The sequence below is a fragment of the Anoxybacillus amylolyticus genome (assembly GCF_001634285.1).
GTDB lineage: Bacteria > Bacillota > Bacilli > Bacillales > Anoxybacillaceae > Anoxybacteroides > Anoxybacteroides amylolyticum.
On sequence record NZ_CP015438.1, the window covers coordinates 2774890 to 2794983 of the forward strand.

Genomic DNA, 20094 nt, shown 5'->3' on the forward strand with positions numbered 1-20094 from the left:
CTGATTGTTCAGCTATCCATCACTGGATAGGTTGCCAAGGGAACTCGGCATTCCAATCAGTCCTCCCCAGGTAAGAGTGCAGTCTTTCCTTCCATCCATCTGCTTCATTTACTCGATATCACCTTCGGCAGAAAGGGCTTTGTTTTGTCGCGCAAACTCACCCAATGATACCTAGCCTCTTATGAAGTTCGTGTTCCTCAGACCGGAAGTTTGCCGCTCGCTTCCTTCAGATTCCGCGTCACCACGGACACCCTTGCGTTAAGCTAACTGCTACTTCTGCCTTCGCAGTTCGGGACTTTCACCCTATAGACTACACCCATGCCGGGCGCACGCAAAAAGAAAAAGTTCACATCTCCCGTGAACCTTTTCTTGACGTTCCACTTTTTCAACACTCTGAAAAGCCTCATCGACTGGTGCTTTTTCGTTACATCATCCGTTGCAATACGTTCCACGCTTCGTCTTTTCCTTGTCCTGTTTCGGCGGAAAAAAGAATGAGTTCGTCTTCCGGTGTCATGTTTAACGTTTCCCGCACAATTTTTTGATGTTTTTGCCATTTTCCTCTCGGCACTTTATCTGCTTTTGTTGCCACGACAATCGTCGGGATGCTGTAATGCTTGAAAAATTCGTACATCATACAATCGTCTTTCGTCGGCGGATGACGCAAATCGACCACGAGTACCGCTGCTTTTAGCTGCTCCCTCGTCGTGAAATACGTTTCCATCATTTTTCCCCACGCTTGCCGCTCTTGTTTGGACACTTTGGCGAATCCATAGCCTGGGACGTCGACAAAATAAAATGATTCATTAATGAGATAAAAATTTAATGTTTGCGTTTTTCCTGGTTTGGATGATGTACGTGCTAAGTTTTTCCGATTCACCATTTTATTGATAAACGATGATTTGCCGACGTTCGACCGCCCAGCGAGCGCAAACTCCGGTCGATCGCCTTCTGGATATTGCTCCGGTTTTACGGCACTTATCGTAATTTCTGCTGCGGTAATTTTCATCCTTTCTCCCCTACCAATGCATGTTGTAACACTTCATCTAAATGCGAGACAAGAATAAATTGTACATCTTTTTTGACGATTTCTGGAATGTCTTCTAAGTCTTTTTCGTTTTCTTTTGGCAAGATGATTTTTTTCAATCCCGCTCGATGCGCGCTTAACGTTTTTTCTTTTACGCCGCCAATCGGCAGCACGCGGCCGCGCAGCGTAATTTCTCCCGTCATACCAACAAATCGGCTGACTGGACGACCCGTTAACGCAGAAATAAGCGCGGTCGCCATCGTAATGCCTGCGGACGGACCGTCTTTCGGAATGGCGCCTTCTGGAACGTGAATGTGGATATCATATTTTTCATAAAAATCTGGCTCGATGCCGAGGTCTTCTGCACGGGAACGAACGTAGCTAAACGCGGCTTGCGCTGACTCTTTCATCACGTCCCCTAATTTCCCAGTAAGAACTAATTTCCCTTTTCCTGGTGATAATGACACCTCAATCGAGAGCGTATCGCCGCCAAACGGCGTATACGCAAGCCCTGTCGCCACCCCGATTTGGTCTTGCAGCTCTGCTTGTCCGTAGCGATATTTTCGTTTTCCTAAAAACTCTTCTAAATTTTTCTCTGTGATGACAACACGTTTTTTCTCTTCCGACACGAGCAAACGAGCCGCTTTTCGGCAAATGGACGCCAATTGCCGCTCTAATTCGCGCACCCCTGCTTCGCGCGTATAGTAGCGAATAACGTGTAATATCGCCTCATCGCGCATTTGCAAACTCGCTTTTTTCAAGCCGTGCTCGCTCATTTGTTTTGGTAATAAATGCTGCTTTGCAATATGCAATTTTTCGACTTCTGTATACCCAGAAATCGTAATAATCTCCATCCGGTCTAACAGCGGGCGCGGAATTGTCGCCAAGTTGTTAGCAGTAGCAATAAACATCACTTTCGACAAATCGTACGGTTCTTCGATATAATGGTCGCTAAACGCATGGTTTTGCTCTGGATCGAGCACTTCTAAAAGCGCTGCGGACGGGTCACCGCGAAAATCGTTCGACATTTTATCAATCTCATCGAGTAAAAAGACGGGATTAATCGTGCCAGCTTTTTTCATCCCTTGAATAATTCGCCCCGGCATCGCTCCGACATACGTTCGGCGATGGCCACGAATTTCCGATTCGTCACGCACACCGCCTAACGATACTCGGACAAAATTCCGATTGAGTGATTTGGCAATCGAGCGCGCAAGCGATGTTTTTCCGACCCCTGGAGGACCAGCAAGGCAAAGAATCGGACCTTTGAGCGATTTCGTTAGCTGCTGAACAGCTAAATATTCGAGTACGCGTTCTTTCACTTTTTCTAGCCCATAATGTTCCTCGTGCAAAATCGCTTCCGCCCGTTTAATGTCGTGAATATCTTCCGTTTGTTTCGTCCACGGCAGTGCCAACAGCCAATCAAGATAGTTGCGGATGACGGCGCTTTCGGCAGAAGTTGCGGGCACTTTTTCATAACGGTCTAGTTCCTTTAATGCCGTTGTTTTGACGTGTTCAGGCATGCCAGCAGCTTCAATTTTTTCTTTCAACGTTTCAATTTCACCAGTTTTCCCTTCTTTTTCACCTAATTCTTTTTGAATCGCCTTCATTTGTTCTCGCAAATAATACTCTTTTTGCGTCCTCTCCATCGATTGTTTCACGCGCATACTAATTTTTTTCTCTAGCTGTAGCACTTCTTTTTCGTTATGGAGAATTCGAATAATTTTATGCACCCGTTCTTTTATATCGACCGTTTCTAATATTTCTTGCTTTCCTTCCAATTTCAGAGGCAAATGGGAAGCGATAATATCCGCCATCCGCCCTGGTTCGTCAATATCGGCGATGGATGCGAAAATATCGTTCGATAATTTTTTGGATAGATGTATGTATTGCTCAAAATATTCGAGCATCGTCCGCTTTAACGCTTCATCTTCTAAATCTTTTGTCGCTCGGTCTAGAAATATTTCCGCTTTCACCGTAAAGCATGGGTCGTCATCCACCGTTTCTAGCATTTTCGCACGCGCAATTCCTTCGACTAATACACGAAACGTCCCGTTCGGGAGTTTTAGCAATTGTTTGACACGCGCTAACGTTCCCATTTCGTATAAATCTTCCACATTCGGTTCATCGATGGAAACATCTTTTTGCGATGTAAGCAGCACCGTATGATCTTCAACCATCGCTTTTTCCAATGCTTGAATCGATTTTTCCCGACCAACGTCTAAATGCAACACCATTGTTGGAAATACGAGTAATCCTCGTAACGGGAGGAGAGGAACGACCATCTCTTTTTTTCTCGCCATCGCGAGCACCTCCATACTTCATCTTCTATTCGTCTATTGTATAGTACCGCTGCCTGTTTGTAAAATTCTACGATATTCTTTAAGGAAACGAAAAATCGACTTCGGCGTAAATAATCGCCGAAGTCAAATGTTACACGAGCTTTGTTTTTGATTGATCGGAAGTTGCCGGAATCGCTTTGTGTACATCTTGGTTAAACACGACCGACAGCACTTCTTCTAGACGTTCGACAGGAATCACGTCAATTCCGTCCATGTGACGCAATATCGATTGCATGTTTTCAGAAGGAACAAGCACTTTTTTCACTCCTGCTTGTTTGGCTGCTTTGACTTTCGGAAAGACACCACCGACTGGTTTGACGTATCCGTGGATGCTAATTTCTCCGGTCATCGCAATTGTACGGTCTACTGGAAGACGGTAAATGGCAGAATAAATGCCAACAGCCATGGCGATACCGGCAGACGGTCCATCGACTGGCACTCCTCCTGGAAAATTGACATGAATATCAAATTCATCCGCTGGAACGCCCATTGCTCGTAAAGCTGTAATAACGTTTTCGATAGAACCGCGCGCCATACTTTTGCGACGAATCGATTTTTCACCGCTACCGATGCTTTCTTCTTCGACAATTCCGGTAATGTTTACCGTACCTTTTTCTTTTGTGGGCAATGCCGTTACTTCGATTTCAAGCAGTGCCCCTATGTTCGGTCCGTACACCGCTAACCCGTTGACTACACCGATAAGGGAGGTGGCATGCACTCTTTTTTCGTTTCGCGGCGATAATTGGCTCGAATGAATAACCCATTCGATGTCTTCGTCGTGAATCGTATCACGCTTTTCCGAAATGGCAAGACCAGCAGCGATTTGTATCAAGTTAACCGCTTCCCGTCCATTTCGCGCATAGGAAGCGAGTGTGCGTATTCCATTTTCCGACACATTCAACTTCACTTTTTCCGCCGCTTTCCGCGCAATATGAGCAATTTCGTCTTGGTCGAGTTCTCGGAAAAATACTTCTAAACAACGGGAACGGATTGCTGGCGGAATTTCGTTCGGCGTCCTTGTCGTCGCACCGACAAGTCGGAAATCTGCTGGAAGACCGTTTTGAAAAATATCGTGAATATGTGTTGGAATTTGTGGATTTTCTTCACTATAATACGCACTTTCAAAAAATACTTTTCGATCTTCAAGTACTTTCAGTAGTTTGTTCATTTGAATCGGATGCAATTCCCCAATTTCATCAATAAACAGTACCCCACCGTGCGCATGGGTAACCGCTCCTTGCTTCGGTTGCGGAATACCGGCTTGCCCCATCGCTCCCGCCCCTTGATAAATCGGATCATGAACCGAACCGATTAACGGATCAGCGATACCTCGCTCATCAAAGCGCGCCGTTGTCGCGTCTAACTCGACAAAAACCGCGTTCTTTTTAAATGGAGATAGTGGATTTTTTTTCGCCTCTTCTAGGACAAGCCGAGCAGCAGCTGTTTTTCCGACACCTGGAGGTCCGTAAATGATGACATGTTGGGGGTTTGGACCACATAATGCCGCCTTTAATGCTTTAATCCCATCCTCTTGTCCGACGATGTCGGCGAAATGTTTCGGTCTTACTTTCTCTGCGAGCGGCTCCGTTAACGAAATGGAGCGCAGCTTTCGCAACTGTTCCATTTCTTTGCGCGATTCTTTATCGATCGATACTTTTTGCACCCGTTGGTTTTTTAATAAATTCCAAAAATAAAGCCCGATGATAATCCCAAAAAACAACTGTACCACTAATGCGATATTCGTCCAGTTCATGAACTCGTCTCCTCCTGCATCCAATTTGTAGTACATATAGTATCTCCGCCATGACACAGGAATAAACAAAAAGAGACTGCCTTCTTTTAAAGACAGTCTCTAACCAGTCACGTTTGCTTTTCGATGTCTAGCTACAAACTAACATCCTCCTACGCGTTCGATTTCTCCGTCGACGTGCATGCACGTCTCGTCGAAAGCTTTCCCTTCCGTCGGATGTTTCCTTGGCTTCGCCAAGGAACGTTCCTCTCTTTTCTTGTTAAGCAGACGTTTTTCGTTCGTGTTCGACGATTGTTCCGTCGTGTCGGATGAGTTTTGGCGGTTGCTTGCCACGGACGGTTTCTGCCGTGATAATGCATTTTTGCACATCTTCACGCGATGGAAGGTCGAACATGACATCAAGCATAATCCCTTCGATAATGGAACGAAGACCGCGCGCCCCTGTTTTACGCTCAATCGCTTTCTTGGCAATTTCCCGCAATGCGCCTTCTTCAAATTCCAACTCGACATCATCTAATTCCATCATTTTTTGGTACTGCTTTACAATCGCATTTTTCGGTCTCGTTAAAATATCGATTAACGCCTGTTCATCAAGTGGCTCCAACGTCGTAATGACCGGAAGACGACCGACAAACTCCGGAATTAACCCGAATTTCAATAAATCTTCCGGCAATACTTTCGATAGCAAGTTCTTTTCGTCGACATCGGCTTGTTGCGTTTCTGCACCAAACCCGATTACTTTCTTTCCTAGCCGGCGTTTAATAATCGGCTCAATGCCGTCAAACGCTCCGCCACAAATAAATAAAATGTTTGTTGTATCAATTTGAATAAATTCTTGATGCGGATGTTTCCGCCCACCTTGTGGCGGAACACTCGCAATGGTTCCTTCTAAAATTTTCAATAATGCTTGTTGAACGCCTTCACCAGATACGTCACGCGTAATCGATGGGTTTTCTGATTTGCGGGCAATTTTGTCAATTTCGTCGATATAAATAATCCCTTTCTCTGCTCGTTCCACATCATAGTCTGCCGCTTGGATTAGTTTTAACAAAATGTTCTCGACATCTTCTCCAACGTATCCTGCTTCCGTTAACGACGTCGCGTCCGCGATAGCAAACGGGACGTTTAAAATGCGCGCTAACGTCTGTGCTAATAATGTTTTTCCGCTTCCTGTCGGTCCAATCATTAAAATGTTGCTTTTGGATAACTCTACATCATCGATTTTGCTGTTGGAGTTAATCCGTTTGTAATGATTATAAACAGCAACCGCAAGCGATTTTTTTGCCTCGTCTTGGCCGATGACGTACTCATCTAAAATTTCGCGAATTTCTTTTGGCTTCGGTACGTCTTTAAACTCAAATTCCTCTTCATTTCCGAGTTCTTCTTCAACAATTTCTGTACACAACTCAATGCACTCATCGCATATGTATACCCCAGGTCCTGCCACTAATTTGCGGACTTGTTCTTGCGTTTTGCCGCAAAAAGAACATTTCAATTGCCCTTTCTCATCATTAAATTTAAACATCGTTTCACCCCTTGTGCAAAAATTCCATCGTCACTATGTACAACCCCACATGTCAAACTTATGTATTCGTCATTTTATCATAAACCTCGATGCAAATGCTAATAAAAAAATCGTTACATATTTGAAAAATTAGAAAATTCACATCTATCGTTTATTGTATGAAAGAACAAGGCACGAAAGACCTCGCGCCTTGCTCTTTATTGTTCCTAATCCATCGTATGTTATTGCGCTGCTTTGCTATGTTCTACAAGGAAGTCAACCACTTTTCGGAATTTCACGTCTTCTTTCACAGGATCAAGGCTGCCGAGAAGCTCTTTAATTTTGTCGACGGTTAAGTTGTAAGCTTCCGCCATTTTCTCAACTTCTGCGTTTACTTCTTCGTCCGTTGCTTCAATGTTTTCTGCTTTCGCAATTGCTTCAAGCGTCAATGTCATACGTACTCGTTTTTCCGCATCTTCTTTCATTTGCTCGCGCAATGCTGCTTCGTCTTGACCAGAGAATTGATAGTAAAGGTTTAAGTTAAGCCCCTGCATTTGCAAACGTTGGTCAAATTCGCGCAACATACGATCTGTTTCTGTTTTAATCATCGCTTCTGGAATGTCAATTTCTGCATTTTCTGCTGCTTTTTCTACTACCGCATCGCGAAGAGCTGCTTCCGCTTCTTTGCTGCGCTCTTCTTGTAGTCTTGTGCGGATTTTTTCTTTTAATTGCTCAAGTGTTTCGACATCTTCTTCGACGTCTTTCGCAAATTCGTCATCAAGTGCTGGAAGTTGTTTTGTTTTTACTTCGTGCACTTTAATTTTGAATACCGCTGGTTTGCCTGCTAACGCTTCTGCGTGATATTCTTCTGGGAACGTTACTTCGATATCTTTTTCTGCTCCCGCTTCTAAGCCGATTAATTGTTCTTCAAAGCCAGGGATGAACGTACCAGATCCGATTACAAGCGAATAGTTTTCTGCTTTTCCGCCTTCGAACGGCTCGCCATCTACAAACCCTTCAAAGTCGATAACCGCTGTGTCGCCCTCTTCAATTTTTCCTTCTTTGACAACGAGCTCTGCGTAGTTTTCTTGAAGACGTTTTAACTCGTTTTCAACATCTTCGTCGGTTACTGTAGCATCTATTTTTTCTACTTCAAGTCCTTTATATTCGCCTAATTTCACTTCTGGTTTCACTGTCACATTTGCTGTGAAAATTAAGCTTTTGCCTTTTTCCAATTGTTTAACATCGATTTTTGGATAGTCGACTGGTTCAATTCCTGTTTCTTCTACTGCTTTTGCGTACGCTTCTGGCAATAAAATGTCTAGTGCATCATCATATAGCACTTCTACACCAAAGCGTTTTTCAAATAACGCACGCGGAATTTTTCCTTTACGGAATCCAGGAATGCTCACGTTTTTCACTACTTTTTTGAATGCAGCGTCCAACCCTTCGCTTACTTTCTCCGCATCTACTTCAACGGTAAGAACGCCTTCGTTCCCTTCTAGTTTTTCCCATTTTGCTACCATGCTTTTCCCTCCAACAAAAAATCAATCTTCCTCATGAACGCTTGTCCGACGCCCACGATCATCGCTGTTTATATGTAACCATGCAAAGATATACGTAATACAACCATTATATTATAACATACAACATAGATGTTTCAATATAAACAGCTAATTAAATAAAAGAAATTTCTTCTATTTCGTATAGTTTTTTGCAAAGAGGCATGACCTCGTCTTCTGCCACCCCGTAGCACTTAGTGATGGTTTCCGTTTTCTCTTCGATTCCTTGCGAGCTGCAAGCGCAAATATGAAGCGCAGCCGCCCAATGTTCCACCCGGGATGGAAGCGGTGGGAACGGGTATAGCGTATAAATATAGCGATGCCAAAGGTGGGAAGCGACTTCGTACAAACTCGGGTTATCGTTTGCAATCGTACGTTCTAGCTGCTGCAAAACGTTTGTTGCAAATGCTGTCGTTGCATATTCGTCTAGTTCTGCCGGAATGACCGTCATCGTTTGTCCGAATTTACGAATCGTTACTTGTTCGTTGACGCGTTGAGCAGTTAACAGCCGCACTACCATTGTTTTCGCCATTGGATGGTTTGCTTCATTCGATAAATATGTTTGAAGGAACGGCAAGTACGAAACAACAGGTTCGTTTTCGAGTTGTTGAATTGCTTGCAGCTGGTCGTCTAAACGCGTGGACTCGAGCAGTTGGCGAATCGGTCGGTCATCGACAGCACGCGGCAAGCGATGCTGCATCTTTTCGCTAAACTGAAGCAGATGCAGCAAATGGTCGCGAGTGGATGGCAAAAGAAATCGGTGTGACAGCGCGTCTCGAATGACCGTTTCCATTTCTTCGTATTGTTGCAACTGAAGCAAGATAGATAAATACATTTGCAACAACGGGACGTCATCTTTTTTCTTTGCAAGCAATTGTTGACATCGCACCTTCGCTTCTTTCCATTCGCCAATCTCCACTAAGCAAACGACGATGCACATTTCTAGTTCGGAGTCGCTTTTTAGTTCGCTAGCTTCCAAAAAAAACGAGAGTGCGGTTTCGTATTGTTTTTCTTGCAGTGCTTCCCATCCTTTTTCGAGCAAGCGTGCATGTAAACGAGGAAAGCGGATAATGTTATTTTTTTTCATCATCATCACCATCAATGAAGTGGAAAAACCAACCTCACGTGAGGTTGGCATGTTTCTTCTCATATTCGACAATATACGGTTCGTACATAAAAGTCAAATCAATTTCATCCCATCCTTTTAAAAGGAGCTGTTTGCGGTATGGATCGATGGCAAACGTCCGCACAAATCCTGCTTCGTCATAGATGCGCTGTTCTTCGAGGGAAATCGTTAGTTCGTAGTCGGCGCGCTTACTTTCTTTTAGAAGATATTCCACATCTTGCTTCTCTAAACGAATGGGAAGCAGCCCGTTTTTTAAGCAATTGTTATAAAAAATATCGGCAAACGAAGGAGCGATAACGGCGCGGAACCCGTAATCGACAAGCGCCCATGGGGCGTGTTCCCTAGAAGAACCACAGCCGAAATTTTCGTTCGCTACAAGAATGGTCGCCCCTTCATTTTCTGGGCGGTTTAATTCAAAAGCAGAATTCAGTGTTCCATCAGCAAGATACCGCCAATCATAAAACAAAAACTTCCCAAAACCTGTTCGTTCAATTCGCTTTAAAAACTGCTTTGGGATAATTTGGTCTGTATCAATGTTGGCACGGTCTAGTCCAGCAACTTTTCCGGTATGAATCGTAAATTGCACGTTTATCACTCCTTAGCGAACGGCTTCTTTTTCTAGTTTTCGAACATCGACAAATCGGCCATAAATGGCAGCGGCGGCAGCCATTTTCGGGCTGACTAAGTGCGTTCGCGCTCCTTTTCCTTGCCGCCCTTCAAAGTTGCGGTTAGATGTAGATGCGCAATGTTCCCCTGCTGGCACAGTATCAGGATTCATTCCGAGACACATGCTACAGCCGGAATCACGCCATTCAAACCCAGCATCGATAAAAATTCGCGCAAGTCCTTCTTCTTCCGCTTGTTGTTTCACCTGTTGTGAACCAGGCACAACAAGCGCCCGTACGCCAGGTGCTACTTTTTGCCCTTTGACGATTTCCGCAGCTGCCCTTAAATCACTAATGCGCGAATTGGTACACGAACCGATGAACACGTGCTGCACTGCGATATTGGTGATTGGTGTCCCTGGGGTTAATCCCATATATTGTAATGCTAACTGTACCGCTTTTCGCTCGGTTTCTGTCGCAAATTGTTCTGGATGAGGCACTGCTCCGTCCACTGGTGCGCTCATCCCTGGCGTTGTTCCCCACGTTACCATTGGCGCAATCGTTGCTGCGTCAATTTCAATCGTTTTATCATATTTCGCTCCTTCATCTGTGGCGAGCGAACGCCAATATTCCACCGCTTTTTCAAACGCTTCGCCTTTTGGCACGTATTTACGGTCGCGCAAATACGCAAACGTTGTTTCATCTGGACTGACCAACCCTGCCCGTGCGCCTGCTTCAATCGACATATTGCAAATCGTCATCCGTTCTTCCATCGACATGTTGCGAATCGTATCGCCAGTAAATTCGATGACATATCCTGTTCCCACATCTACCCCATAGCGATGAATAATCGCTAAAATGACATCCTTGGCAGTGACGCCCTCACCTAAACGCCCAGTGACACAAATTTGCAATGTTTTTGGCCGGTGCTGCCATAATGTTTGCGTAGCGAGCACATGCTCGACTTCACTCGTACCGATGCCAAACGCCAATGCCCCAAACGCTCCGTGCGTCGACGTATGGCTATCGCCGCAGACGATTGTTTTTCCTGGCTGCGTCAAGCCGAGTTCTGGACCGATGACATGAACGATTCCTTGTTCTGGACTGCTTAAGTCGGCAAGCGGAATGCCGAACTCTCGACAGTTCCGCTCAAGTGCCGTTATTTGATTTTTCGCTATTTCATCGTTGATAACAAAACGGTTGACCGTTGGCACGTTATGGTCCATCGTCGCGAACGTTAAATCAGGGCGGCGTACGTTCCGTCCCTTTTGCCGCAATCCTTCGAATGCTTGCGGGGAGGTGACTTCATGGACTAGATGCAAATCGATGTATAATAAATCCGGTTTCCCTTCCTCACAATAAACGACATGATTTTCCCAAATTTTTTCAATGATTGTTTTCGGCTTCATCCAATCCACCTCTCTTTGCAAAAAAATTGTGAATACATTCACATTATTTGTTTGTCGTGACGTCTCCTCATTAGGCGTAGACGGCCATAATATGCAAAATCGCCCCGTCATCAAGAATAGCTGCTTTAATTTCATCGACCATTTCTTTCGTCGAAACGACACGCTGTCCTTTTTTCGCAACATCTGCCGTGCGGTATCCTGAAGTTAATACTTGTTGCACTGCCCGCTCAATCGCATTTGCCTCCTCATGAAGCCCGAACGATAGGCGAAGCATCATCGCGCTCGATAAAATGGTTGCAATTGGATTTGCCTTATTTTTCCCAGCAATATCTGGGGCGGAACCGTGAATCGGCTCATATAAGCTCGGTCCAGTCGTCGAAAGGCTTGCCGATGGCAACATGCCAAGCGAACCTGTGAGCATTGATGCTTCGTCGCTTAAAATATCACCAAACATATTTTCTGTTACAATTACGTCAAACTGCTTTGGATAACGAATCAATTGCATCGCCGCATTGTCGACAAGCATATGCTCTAATTCCACGTCCGGAAACTCTTTTGCTACCTCTTCGGCAATTTCCCGCCACATTCGGCTCGATTCAAGGACGTTCGCTTTATCAACCGACGTCACTTTTTTCTTTCGTTTGCTCGCCAATTCAAAGGCAACTGTAATAATACGTGTCATTTCTTCTCGTTTATAGAGCAATGTATCCACTACTGTTTCCTCTCCATTTTCCACCCGACGGCCGCTCGGTTTTCCAAAATACAAGCCGCCTGTCAATTCACGGACGATGACGAAATCAACATCTTGAATGATGTCAGCTTTCAACGGTGAAGAATCTGCTAAACTTGCATAAAATTTGACTGGACGCAAATTGGCGAATAAATTCATTTCTTTCCGAATCGCAAGCAACCCTTTTTCTGGGCGCAAATGCGGAGGATTTCCGTCCCATTTTGGTCCGCCGACTGCTCCAAGCAATACTGCATCGCTTTGGCGACACATATCAAGCGTTTCCGTTGGCAATGGTGTCCCTGCCCGATCAATTGCTTCCCCCCCGATTAATCCGTATTGAAATTCGAACTGATGATTAAAACGAGTAGCGATTGCCTGCAATACTTCGATCGCTCCCCTTGTCACTTCTTTTCCAATTCCATCTCCAGGCAATACTGCAATCCGATATGCTCCCATTTGATTTCCCCCTCTATTTTTTTCGTATAGCCCCTTTTTCGAACAACCAAAATATTTGTTATTTTATCGTTACCTTTTGGTTTTCTTCTCGCATCTTTTCGATCATAAAGATGCGATTAACGGCGTTAATATACGCTTTAGCAGATGCTTCTAGCACGTCTTGTGCCGTTCCCCGTCCACTCGTTTCGATTTCATGAACACGGACTTTCACGAACACTTGCGCTAACGCATCTCTTCCACCGCTGACCGATTCAATTCGATAGTCCAATAGCGTGACATGGGTTTGAAAGCAGCGTTCTAACGTGTTATAGAGCGCTTCAACGCTTCCTGAACCAGTAGCTGCTTCTTGAATTTCATTTCCAGCTCCGTCAGTCAATACGACAACCGCGGTTGGAATTTGTTTCGTTCCGTATTGAACTTGAATGGAAGAAAGTTGATAAAAGTCTTTGAAATGATCGAACTTTTCTTCAAAAATTAGAGCGACTAAATCATCGTCTGTAATGTCTTTTTTCTTATCGGCTAGCTCTTTAAAGCGAACGAATAGTTTATTAATTTCTTCTTCCGATAACGTATAGCCCAGTTCCTCGACGCGGTTGCGCAAGGCATGGCGGCCGGAATGTTTCCCTAGTACCATCGAGTTCGATTGCACGCCCACAAGTTCTGGGGAAATGATTTCGTATGTGGTTTTTTCTTTTAAGACACCGTCTTGGTGAATTCCTGATTCATGAGCGAACGCATTCTTTCCAACGACCGCCTTATTCGCAGGAATGACCATGCCAGTGAGTTTGCTCACTAAGTTGCTCGTACGCTTGATTTCTTGTAAATTTAATTGGGTTGTGGCATTGTAATAATCTTTTCGGATGTAAAGCGCCACTGCAATTTCTTCTAGCGCGGCGTTCCCTGCTCGCTCGCCAATGCCGTTAATCGTTCCTTCAATTTGTGTTGCCCCGTGCTCAATGGCAGCGAGCGAATTGGCAACCGCCATTCCTAAATCGTCATGGCAATGGGCAGACAACGAAACTTTTTCAATATTCTGAACATTATTTCTTAAAAAGGTGAATATTTCCCCATACTCTTTTGGTGTAATGTAACCGACCGTGTCAGGAATGTTAATGACATTTGCGCCTGCTTCAATCACTTTCGTCACGATTTCGGCCAAAAATGGAAGCTCGCTGCGACAAGCATCTTCCGCCGACCATTGTACGATTGGAAAGTAGCGTTTCGCGTATTTTACCGCAGAAACGGCGGCTTCTATCACTTGTTCTGGCGTCATTCGCAACTTATGCGCCATATGAATAGGGGAAGTAGCGATAAATAAATGCAAGCGTGGTTCAGCTCCACCTTTTAACGCTTCCCAGGCCGCGTCGATATCGCTCTGGACCGAGCGGGAAAGCCCGGTCACAGAACACCCTCGAATCGTTTCAGCAATTTGTTTGACTGCTTGGAAATCTCCTTTGGAAGCGGCAGGAAAACCTGCTTCAATAATGTCGACACCAAGCCGTTCCAACTGGCGAGCAATTTCTAGTTTTTCTTGCAAATTCAAATTCACGCCTGCTGATTGCTCCCCGTCGCGCAACGTCGTATCAAAAATGTTAATTTTTCGCACTTGAGACCACCACGTCTTTCTGTTTTGCTTTCACAAACGGCATCATGCTACGCAATTCGCGACCGACCACTTCAATTAAATGTTCATTTTCGCGGCGGTTGATAGCGTTAAATTCTGGGCGGTTTGCTTGGTTCTCTAAAATCCAGCCTTTCGCAAATTTGCCGGTTTGAATGTCTTCAAGCACTTTTTTCATTTCTGCTTTTACGGAAGCATTAATGACACGCGGACCAGAAATGAAGTCTCCCCATTGCGCTGTATCAGAGATAGAGTAGCGCATCCAAGAAAGGCCGCCTTCGTATAAAAGGTCGACGATTAGTTTTAGTTCATGCAAGCATTCAAAATAAGCAACTTCCGGTTGATAGCCAGCCTCAACAAGCGTTTCAAAGCCTGCTTTTACAAGTGACGTTAATCCGCCGCAAAGAACGGCTTGCTCACCGAATAAGTCGGTTTCCGTTTCTTCTTTGAACGTTGTTTCCAATACGCCTGCTCTCGCGGAGCCAATCGCTTTTGCATACGCTAACGCCGTTTCTTTCGCGGTGCCAGTTACATCTTGATACACAGCGATAAGCGCTGGCACTCCCGCACCTTCTACGTACGTGCGGCGAACTAAATGTCCTGGGCCTTTTGGTGCGACAAGGAAAACGTCGACATCCGTTGGCGGAACAATTTGGTTGAAGTGAATATTAAATCCATGGGCAAATACTAGTGCATTTCCTGGCTCTAGCTCCGGCTCGATTTCGTTTTTATAAACGGATGGTTGCTTTTCGTCAGGAAGCAAAATCATCACAATGTCTGCTTGGCGTGTTGCTTCGCGTACAGGAAGAACTTGGAATCCGTCGTTTTCTGCCTGTTCCCACGATTTTCCTGGACGAAGACCGATGATGACGTTCACTCCGCTATCGCGAAGGTTTTGCGCATGTGCATGCCCTTGAGAACCATACCCGATAATCGCTACTGTTTTTGATTGTACGTATTGTTCGTTTGCATCTCCGTTATAATATACTTTTGCCATGATAGATCTCTCCTTTTATATAATGAATGGTGTTTTATAAGAAGCGGCGTTTTTTTGTGAGCCGCGCGTAAATGCTGTTGTTCCTGTTCGAGCTACTTCTTTAATGCCATATGGCTTTAACAAATCGATAAGCGCTTCTATTTTTTCTGGTTCGCCCGTTACTTGGACAACGAGGCTGTCTCGGCTTACATCGACAACAGAGGCGCGGAACGGTTCAATGAGCGTATAAATTTCTTGCCGAACCGCCGAATTGACAGCAACTTTAATGAGCGCCAATTCCCGTGCCACAATGGCTTGGTCGGTAATGTCATTTACTTTCAGCACATCAATTTGCTTGTTTAATTGTTTTGTAATTTGTTCCGCTATCCGTTCGTCTTCGACGTTGACGACAAACGTCATACGCGAAATTCCTTCGATTTCTGTGTGGCCGACCGTAATGCTTTCAATATTGTAATGGCGCTTTGTAAACAACCCGGTAATGCGATTTAAGACGCCTGGTCGGTTGTTGACAGTCATTGTAATGATTCTTCGCACGGTTTCACCCCCACCATTTCATGTAATCCTTTTCCTGGTGCTACCATTGGATAGACGTTTTCGTCTGCTTTGACATGGAAGTCTAACAATACTGGTTCGGAAAGAGAAAACGCTTGTTTTAGTACTTCTTTTGCTTCTTCTTCCGTTTTTGCGCGAAACGCTTTTATGTTGTATGCTTCCGCAAGTTTCACAAAATCTGGTTGGTTCGGAACGAGCGAATGCGAATATCGTTTGTCATAAAAGATTTCTTGCCATTGCCGCACCATGCCAAGCGACTGGTTATTGACGATGACGACTTTAATCGGCAAGTTTAGTTCTTGGATGACGGACAATTCTTGCAATGTCATTTGAAACCCTGCATCGCCAACGATGGAAACGACCGTCGCTTGTTTGTCAGCAAGCTGGGCCCCGATGGCTGCGGGAAGACCGAATCCCATCGTACCAAGCCCTCCGGATGTCACCCAACGGTGCGGGCGATTAAATTTGTAGTATTGTGCCGTCCACATTTGATGTTGCCCAACGTCAGTCGTCACTACTGCTTCGCCGTTCGTTAGTTCGTAAATCATTTCGATTAATTTTTGCGGTTTCACCGTTTGGACATCGTTTTCGTAAGCGAGCGGATAGTTCGTTTTCCATTCTGCTAGCTGCGCCAGCCATGCGGTAATGTCCGGTCGTTTGCCGTCTTGATGAATCAACTCTTTGAGGGCTTCTTTCGCGTCACTTACAATCGGAATTTTTGTCGGTACGTTTTTGCCGATTTCAGCTGGGTCGATGTCGATATGCGCCACTGTCGCATTTGGTGCAAAATATTTTAAATTGCCTGTCACGCGATCATCGAAGCGCGCCCCAATATTGATCAACAAGTCACATTCGTATAGCGCCATGTTTGCTGTATACGTGCCGTGCATCCCCGCCATGCCAAGAAAGAGTGGATGATTGGCAGGAAAACCACCAAGCCCTAACAGCGTGTGAATGACTGGAATGTTTTGTTGTTCAGCGTATTGTCTTAGCTCTTTTGAAGCGTTCGCATGAAGGACGCCTGCTCCTGCTAAAATGACCGGTTTTTTTGCTTGGCTGACCGCCTCGACAAGCTTGCGAATTTGCAAATGGTTCGGATGAACCGTTGGCTGATATCCTGGAAGATGGACGTCTTGCTCGTAGTCAAATTCCCCTTCTGCTGTCGTCATATCTTTCGGGATATCGATTAATACAGGCCCAGGACGACCGGTTGTTGCGATGTGAAATGCTTCTTTAATGATTCTCGGTAGCTCTTGAATGTCGCGCACTTGATAGCTATGTTTTGTAATCGGCATCGTGATGCCAAGCACATCTGCTTCTTGAAACGCATCGGAACCGATCACATTGGAAGCTACTTGACCTGTGAACACCACGAGCGGAATGGAGTCCATCATCGCATCGGTTAGCCCTGTAACAATGTTTGTCGCTCCCGGTCCAGACGTTGCAATGACGACGCCAGGCTTTCCGGAAATGCGTGCATATCCTTCTGCCGCATGAATGGCGCCTTGCTCATGGCGGGTTAAGACGTGAAATAGACCGGAATCGTATAGTTTGTCGTAAATCGGCAATACCGCTCCACCTGGATATCCGAAAATCACTTCGACTTTCTCCGCTTTCAATGCTTCAATTAGCATCAATGCTCCGCTCATTTTTGTCCTTTGTTTCCGCTGTTCCTCTACTTTCATCTTCGCCATTCGTCATCCTTCCTTCTTTTATATTTTTAACTGTAGTTGAGCAATTTCAATTACAATAATTACCATGTAAAAGAGACAAACAGGGTACCCCTTATGCCACGTGGAGCTGTTTTTTCACGGTATCAATGGGAATATTTTGTTTCGCTGCATGGTAAATGAACTCCACGAGGCTATGTCCTTTTCTCTTGCGCAGGAGATCGAGCCCATCCGAAAAATCGCTGTTAGACTCGAATAGGCTGTACACGTAAGCAAGCTGCACCAAGATCCAGTAACGTTTCACCGCTCGATGATGACGAACGCGGTACCCATCGAGTTTCAGCTGGTCTTTCGCTTGACGGAAAAAACATTCGATCGACCAACGCTCGGCATAGTAGCGCAAGATGTCTTCGTCGCTTAGCTCCCAATCGGTGCTCAAGACGCAATGAAGATGTTCCGGTGTCATCGGTTGATCGGCTTTCCAAACAAGTAGCACCACCGCATCATCGAGACCGTTGAGCGCTCCTTCGTAACGATAGACGCGATAGCGCTCTTCTCCCACCGTGACGAGGCGGGTGTCATTCGGTTCGAGATAGCGGGCAAACTGTTTGGCTTGGATGGCGATGCCTTTCGGATAGAGAATCCGGTTCGTCTTAAGCATCGCGATGACGTGGAACCCTTTTTTCAAGCAGGCTTCCACGAGTGCTTTCGATGGATACCAAGAGTCCATCAGTACATAAACAGGACGACTCACATCCAAAGAAGAAAGCATCTCAATCGCGAGTTTTCCTTTGCTTTTTCCAGCCTCCTTGTCGTAGGGGCGAAAAGCAAACGGAAACGCTTGAGTCATCGTATGAACCATGAGCCAAACGAGAGAATGCCCCCAAATCGATTTTTTCTCTGTGTGAGAATAATGCCAATCACACCCTTGAATAGCGCATGTTGCCCGTGACGAAGGCTTCGTTTTTTGGCAAATCGTATCATCGATGGAAACAAAAATGGGTTGATTCTTCTGTTTGGCGATGCGTTCGACACGATGAAGCATCCACTGCTGGAGTTTGCGGAGCAATGTCTCTTCATCCCACGGACTTTTCGTGAAAAAATGGCTCAGTGTCGTGCGATGGTTCGGATGAAAACTCCCATGATGTAGATCGGTCAACGTTCCCGAAAAACCTTTCGTCACCATCGCATCCACGATATGAACGAGATGCTTCATCACAGGTTTCGAGAAATAAAGCGCCAACCCCAACGTCGTGAAAAACTTGTGGATTCCTTGATGATGTGCTAATCTATTCATGAGACATGAACCTCCTTGTGTGAATGGTTGGTAGCACATCTATTCTAACCAAGGAATCGGGTTCATGTCTTCTTTTTTGTCTCAATGTAAATTTATGTTATCGATTTTGCTCATCTACAGTTTTTAAGACAATGAAAAAACCTTTTCACCCACCATGGCCACCTGTTTGGCCAAAGGGGCGAAAAGGTTTCCTTTCCGCGGTACCACCCTTCTTCATGGTCATTCGACCACCTCATGAGCAACTTCCCATGCTGCTCGTTTTAGTAACGAGTGGACGATTCCACCCGGCCAACTCTACTAGCTTACGCGTTCAAGCTGGCGCTCAGAGGTGAGTTCATCAAGCGGCGGAACCACCGGTTTCCAGCTCCCCCGGTTCTCTGGAGATTCCTTTCCCGCTGACTACTTATCCTCTTCTTCGCTTTTCCGTTATGTTTTTGTCATCGTGCATTAGCGGACGTTCGCGTTTGTTTGATAGACTTTAACCCCTTCGGAAACGACACGTTTTCTAAATGCTTCAAGCAACCGCTTCGTATGAACGCCAGGCACGCCGTCGCCGATAGTGCGTCCGTCTACTTTCACAACGGCGATGACTTCCGCAGCCGTTCCTGTTAAAAACACCTCATCAGCGGTATAGACGTCATGGCGAGTAAACGGTTCTTCCTTGACGACATATCCAAGTTCTCTCGCAATGTCGATAATCGCGTCGCGCGTAATCCCTTCTAGCGCTCCAACATAGCCTGGCGGCGTATAAAGGACACTGTTTTTCACGATAAAGACGTTATCGGCAGAACCTTCTGCGACATAGCCTTGGTCGTTAAGCATGAGCGCTTCACTCACATTCGCTAAATGCGCTTCGATTCTAACAAGCACGTTATTTAAATAGTTGAGCGATTTAACTTTCGGGCTTAGCACGTCTGGACGATTCCGTCTTGTGGCAACAGTCACCACTTCAATTCCTGTTTCATATAAATGTTTTGGGAAGATCGCTAATGGTTCTACAATAATGACCACTTGCGGCTTCGGACATTTATATGGGTCAAGCCCTAAACCGCCGACACCGCGAGAAACGACGACACGAATGTAAGCATCTTGAAACTTATTTTTTTGGACAGCTTGCACAATCAAGTCGGTCATTTCTTCTTTTGTGTAAGGAATGTTCAATAAAATCGATTTCGCCGAGTTATACAGCCGGTCAATGTGTTCTTTTAAGCGAAAGACATTGCCGCTATAGACGCGAATCCCTTCAAACACCCCGTCGCCGTATAAAAACCCATGATCATAAACCGAAATTTTCGCGTTTTCTTTCGTCACAAACTCATCATTTAAAAAGATCCATTGCTCACTCAATGTTTTTCCCCTCTTCCCTTTATGTGCGCCCTCTTCGTATATGTCTATTCGTTTGATTTATTTGAAAATTATAATAAGCCCAAAATAAGGAAGAGTCAATAC

Annotated in this window: 15 protein-coding genes and 1 other annotated feature; all 15 genes read right to left on the reverse strand. The window is 45.2% G+C overall.

Features of this window, described 5'->3' with window-relative positions:
- Positions 1–424: 424 nt before the first annotated feature.
- Positions 425–1006: a ribosome biogenesis GTP-binding protein YihA/YsxC gene (gene yihA / locus GFC30_RS14255; protein ID WP_066326532.1), complete on the reverse strand. Its 582-nt coding sequence runs from the start codon at positions 1004–1006 to the stop codon at positions 425–427.
- Positions 1003–3327 (reverse strand): endopeptidase La, encoded by a 2325-nt coding sequence (gene lon, locus GFC30_RS14260; RefSeq protein WP_066326534.1) that lies wholly within the window; start codon positions 3325–3327, stop codon positions 1003–1005. The genes yihA and lon overlap by 4 nt, the downstream gene beginning before the upstream one ends.
- A gap of 130 nt (positions 3328–3457) precedes the next feature.
- Entirely contained in the window at positions 3458–5119 is a 1662-nt protein-coding gene (gene lonB / locus GFC30_RS14265) for an ATP-dependent protease LonB (protein ID WP_066326537.1), read from the reverse strand.
- A gap of 256 nt (positions 5120–5375) precedes the next feature.
- A complete protein-coding gene (gene clpX / locus GFC30_RS14270; protein ID WP_066326539.1) occupies positions 5376–6641 on the reverse strand; it encodes an ATP-dependent protease ATP-binding subunit ClpX in 1266 nt (421 codons plus the stop codon).
- 221 nt (positions 6642–6862) lie between these two features.
- Positions 6863–8146: a trigger factor gene (gene tig / locus GFC30_RS14275; protein ID WP_066326541.1), complete on the reverse strand. Its 1284-nt coding sequence runs from the start codon at positions 8144–8146 to the stop codon at positions 6863–6865.
- A gap of 151 nt (positions 8147–8297) precedes the next feature.
- The gene (locus GFC30_RS14280; protein WP_238583523.1) at positions 8298–9320 is read right to left on the reverse strand and encodes a tetratricopeptide repeat protein; all 1023 of its coding nucleotides are present in this window, start codon (positions 9318–9320) and stop codon (positions 8298–8300) included.
- Entirely contained in the window at positions 9304–9894 is a 591-nt protein-coding gene (leuD, locus tag GFC30_RS14285) for a 3-isopropylmalate dehydratase small subunit (protein ID WP_066326548.1), read from the reverse strand. Before leuD ends, GFC30_RS14280 begins: the two co-directional genes overlap by 17 nt.
- Before the next feature lie 12 nt (positions 9895–9906).
- Positions 9907–11322, reverse strand: a complete 1416-nt coding sequence (gene leuC, locus GFC30_RS14290) for a 3-isopropylmalate dehydratase large subunit (protein WP_066326553.1) — start codon at positions 11320–11322, stop codon at positions 9907–9909.
- A 70-nt stretch (positions 11323–11392) separates the two neighbouring features.
- Complete coding sequence (leuB, locus tag GFC30_RS14295) at positions 11393–12508, reverse strand: 3-isopropylmalate dehydrogenase (RefSeq protein ID WP_066326554.1); 1116 nt, start codon at positions 12506–12508, stop codon at positions 11393–11395.
- 58 nt (positions 12509–12566) lie between these two features.
- A complete protein-coding gene (locus tag GFC30_RS14300; RefSeq protein ID WP_066326555.1) occupies positions 12567–14114 on the reverse strand; it encodes a 2-isopropylmalate synthase in 1548 nt (515 codons plus the stop codon).
- Entirely contained in the window at positions 14101–15126 is a 1026-nt protein-coding gene (ilvC, locus tag GFC30_RS14305) for a ketol-acid reductoisomerase (RefSeq protein ID WP_066326556.1), read from the reverse strand. The genes GFC30_RS14300 and ilvC overlap by 14 nt, the downstream gene beginning before the upstream one ends.
- A 15-nt stretch (positions 15127–15141) precedes the next feature.
- Positions 15142–15660: an acetolactate synthase small subunit gene (gene ilvN, locus GFC30_RS14310; RefSeq protein WP_066326558.1), complete on the reverse strand. Its 519-nt coding sequence runs from the start codon at positions 15658–15660 to the stop codon at positions 15142–15144.
- Positions 15639–17372 carry an acetolactate synthase large subunit gene (ilvB, locus tag GFC30_RS14315; RefSeq protein ID WP_066326561.1) on the reverse strand — a complete coding sequence of 578 codons (1734 nt, stop codon included), beginning with the start codon at positions 17370–17372 and terminating at the stop codon, positions 15639–15641. Before ilvB ends, ilvN begins: the two co-directional genes overlap by 22 nt.
- Positions 17373–17463: 91 nt before the next feature.
- Positions 17464–18645, reverse strand: coding sequence for an IS701 family transposase (locus tag GFC30_RS14320; RefSeq protein ID WP_066322703.1), 1182 nt, complete (start codon positions 18643–18645; stop codon positions 17464–17466).
- A gap of 171 nt (positions 18646–18816) precedes the next feature.
- Positions 18817–19070 (reverse strand) — a binding site (T-box leader).
- Between the two features lie 22 nt (positions 19071–19092).
- Positions 19093–19992, reverse strand: coding sequence for a branched-chain-amino-acid transaminase (gene ilvE, locus GFC30_RS14325; RefSeq protein ID WP_066326563.1), 900 nt, complete (start codon positions 19990–19992; stop codon positions 19093–19095).
- Positions 19993–20094 lie beyond the last annotated feature (102 nt).

Coding starts and splice junctions, on each gene's coding strand:
- yihA (WP_066326532.1), bottom strand. CDS start 1,006: ATGAAAATTACCGCAGCAGAAATTACGATAAGTGCCGTAAAACCGGAG.
- lon (WP_066326534.1), bottom strand. CDS start 3,327: ATGGCGAGAAAAAAAGAGATGGTCGTTCCTCTCCTCCCGTTACGAGGA.
- lonB (WP_066326537.1), bottom strand. CDS start 5,119: ATGAACTGGACGAATATCGCATTAGTGGTACAGTTGTTTTTTGGGATT.
- clpX (WP_066326539.1), bottom strand. CDS start 6,641: ATGTTTAAATTTAATGATGAGAAAGGGCAATTGAAATGTTCTTTTTGC.
- tig (WP_066326541.1), bottom strand. CDS start 8,146: ATGGTAGCAAAATGGGAAAAACTAGAAGGGAACGAAGGCGTTCTTACC.
- GFC30_RS14280 (WP_238583523.1), bottom strand. CDS start 9,320: ATGCCAACCTCACGTGAGGTTGGTTTTTCCACTTCATTGATGGTGATG.
- leuC (WP_066326553.1), bottom strand. CDS start 11,322: ATGAAGCCGAAAACAATCATTGAAAAAATTTGGGAAAATCATGTCGTT.
- leuB (WP_066326554.1), bottom strand. CDS start 12,508: ATGGGAGCATATCGGATTGCAGTATTGCCTGGAGATGGAATTGGAAAA.
- ilvC (WP_066326556.1), bottom strand. CDS start 15,126: ATGGCAAAAGTATATTATAACGGAGATGCAAACGAACAATACGTACAA.
- ilvB (WP_066326561.1), bottom strand. CDS start 17,372: ATGGCGAAGATGAAAGTAGAGGAACAGCGGAAACAAAGGACAAAAATG.
- GFC30_RS14320 (WP_066322703.1), bottom strand. CDS start 18,645: ATGAATAGATTAGCACATCATCAAGGAATCCACAAGTTTTTCACGACG.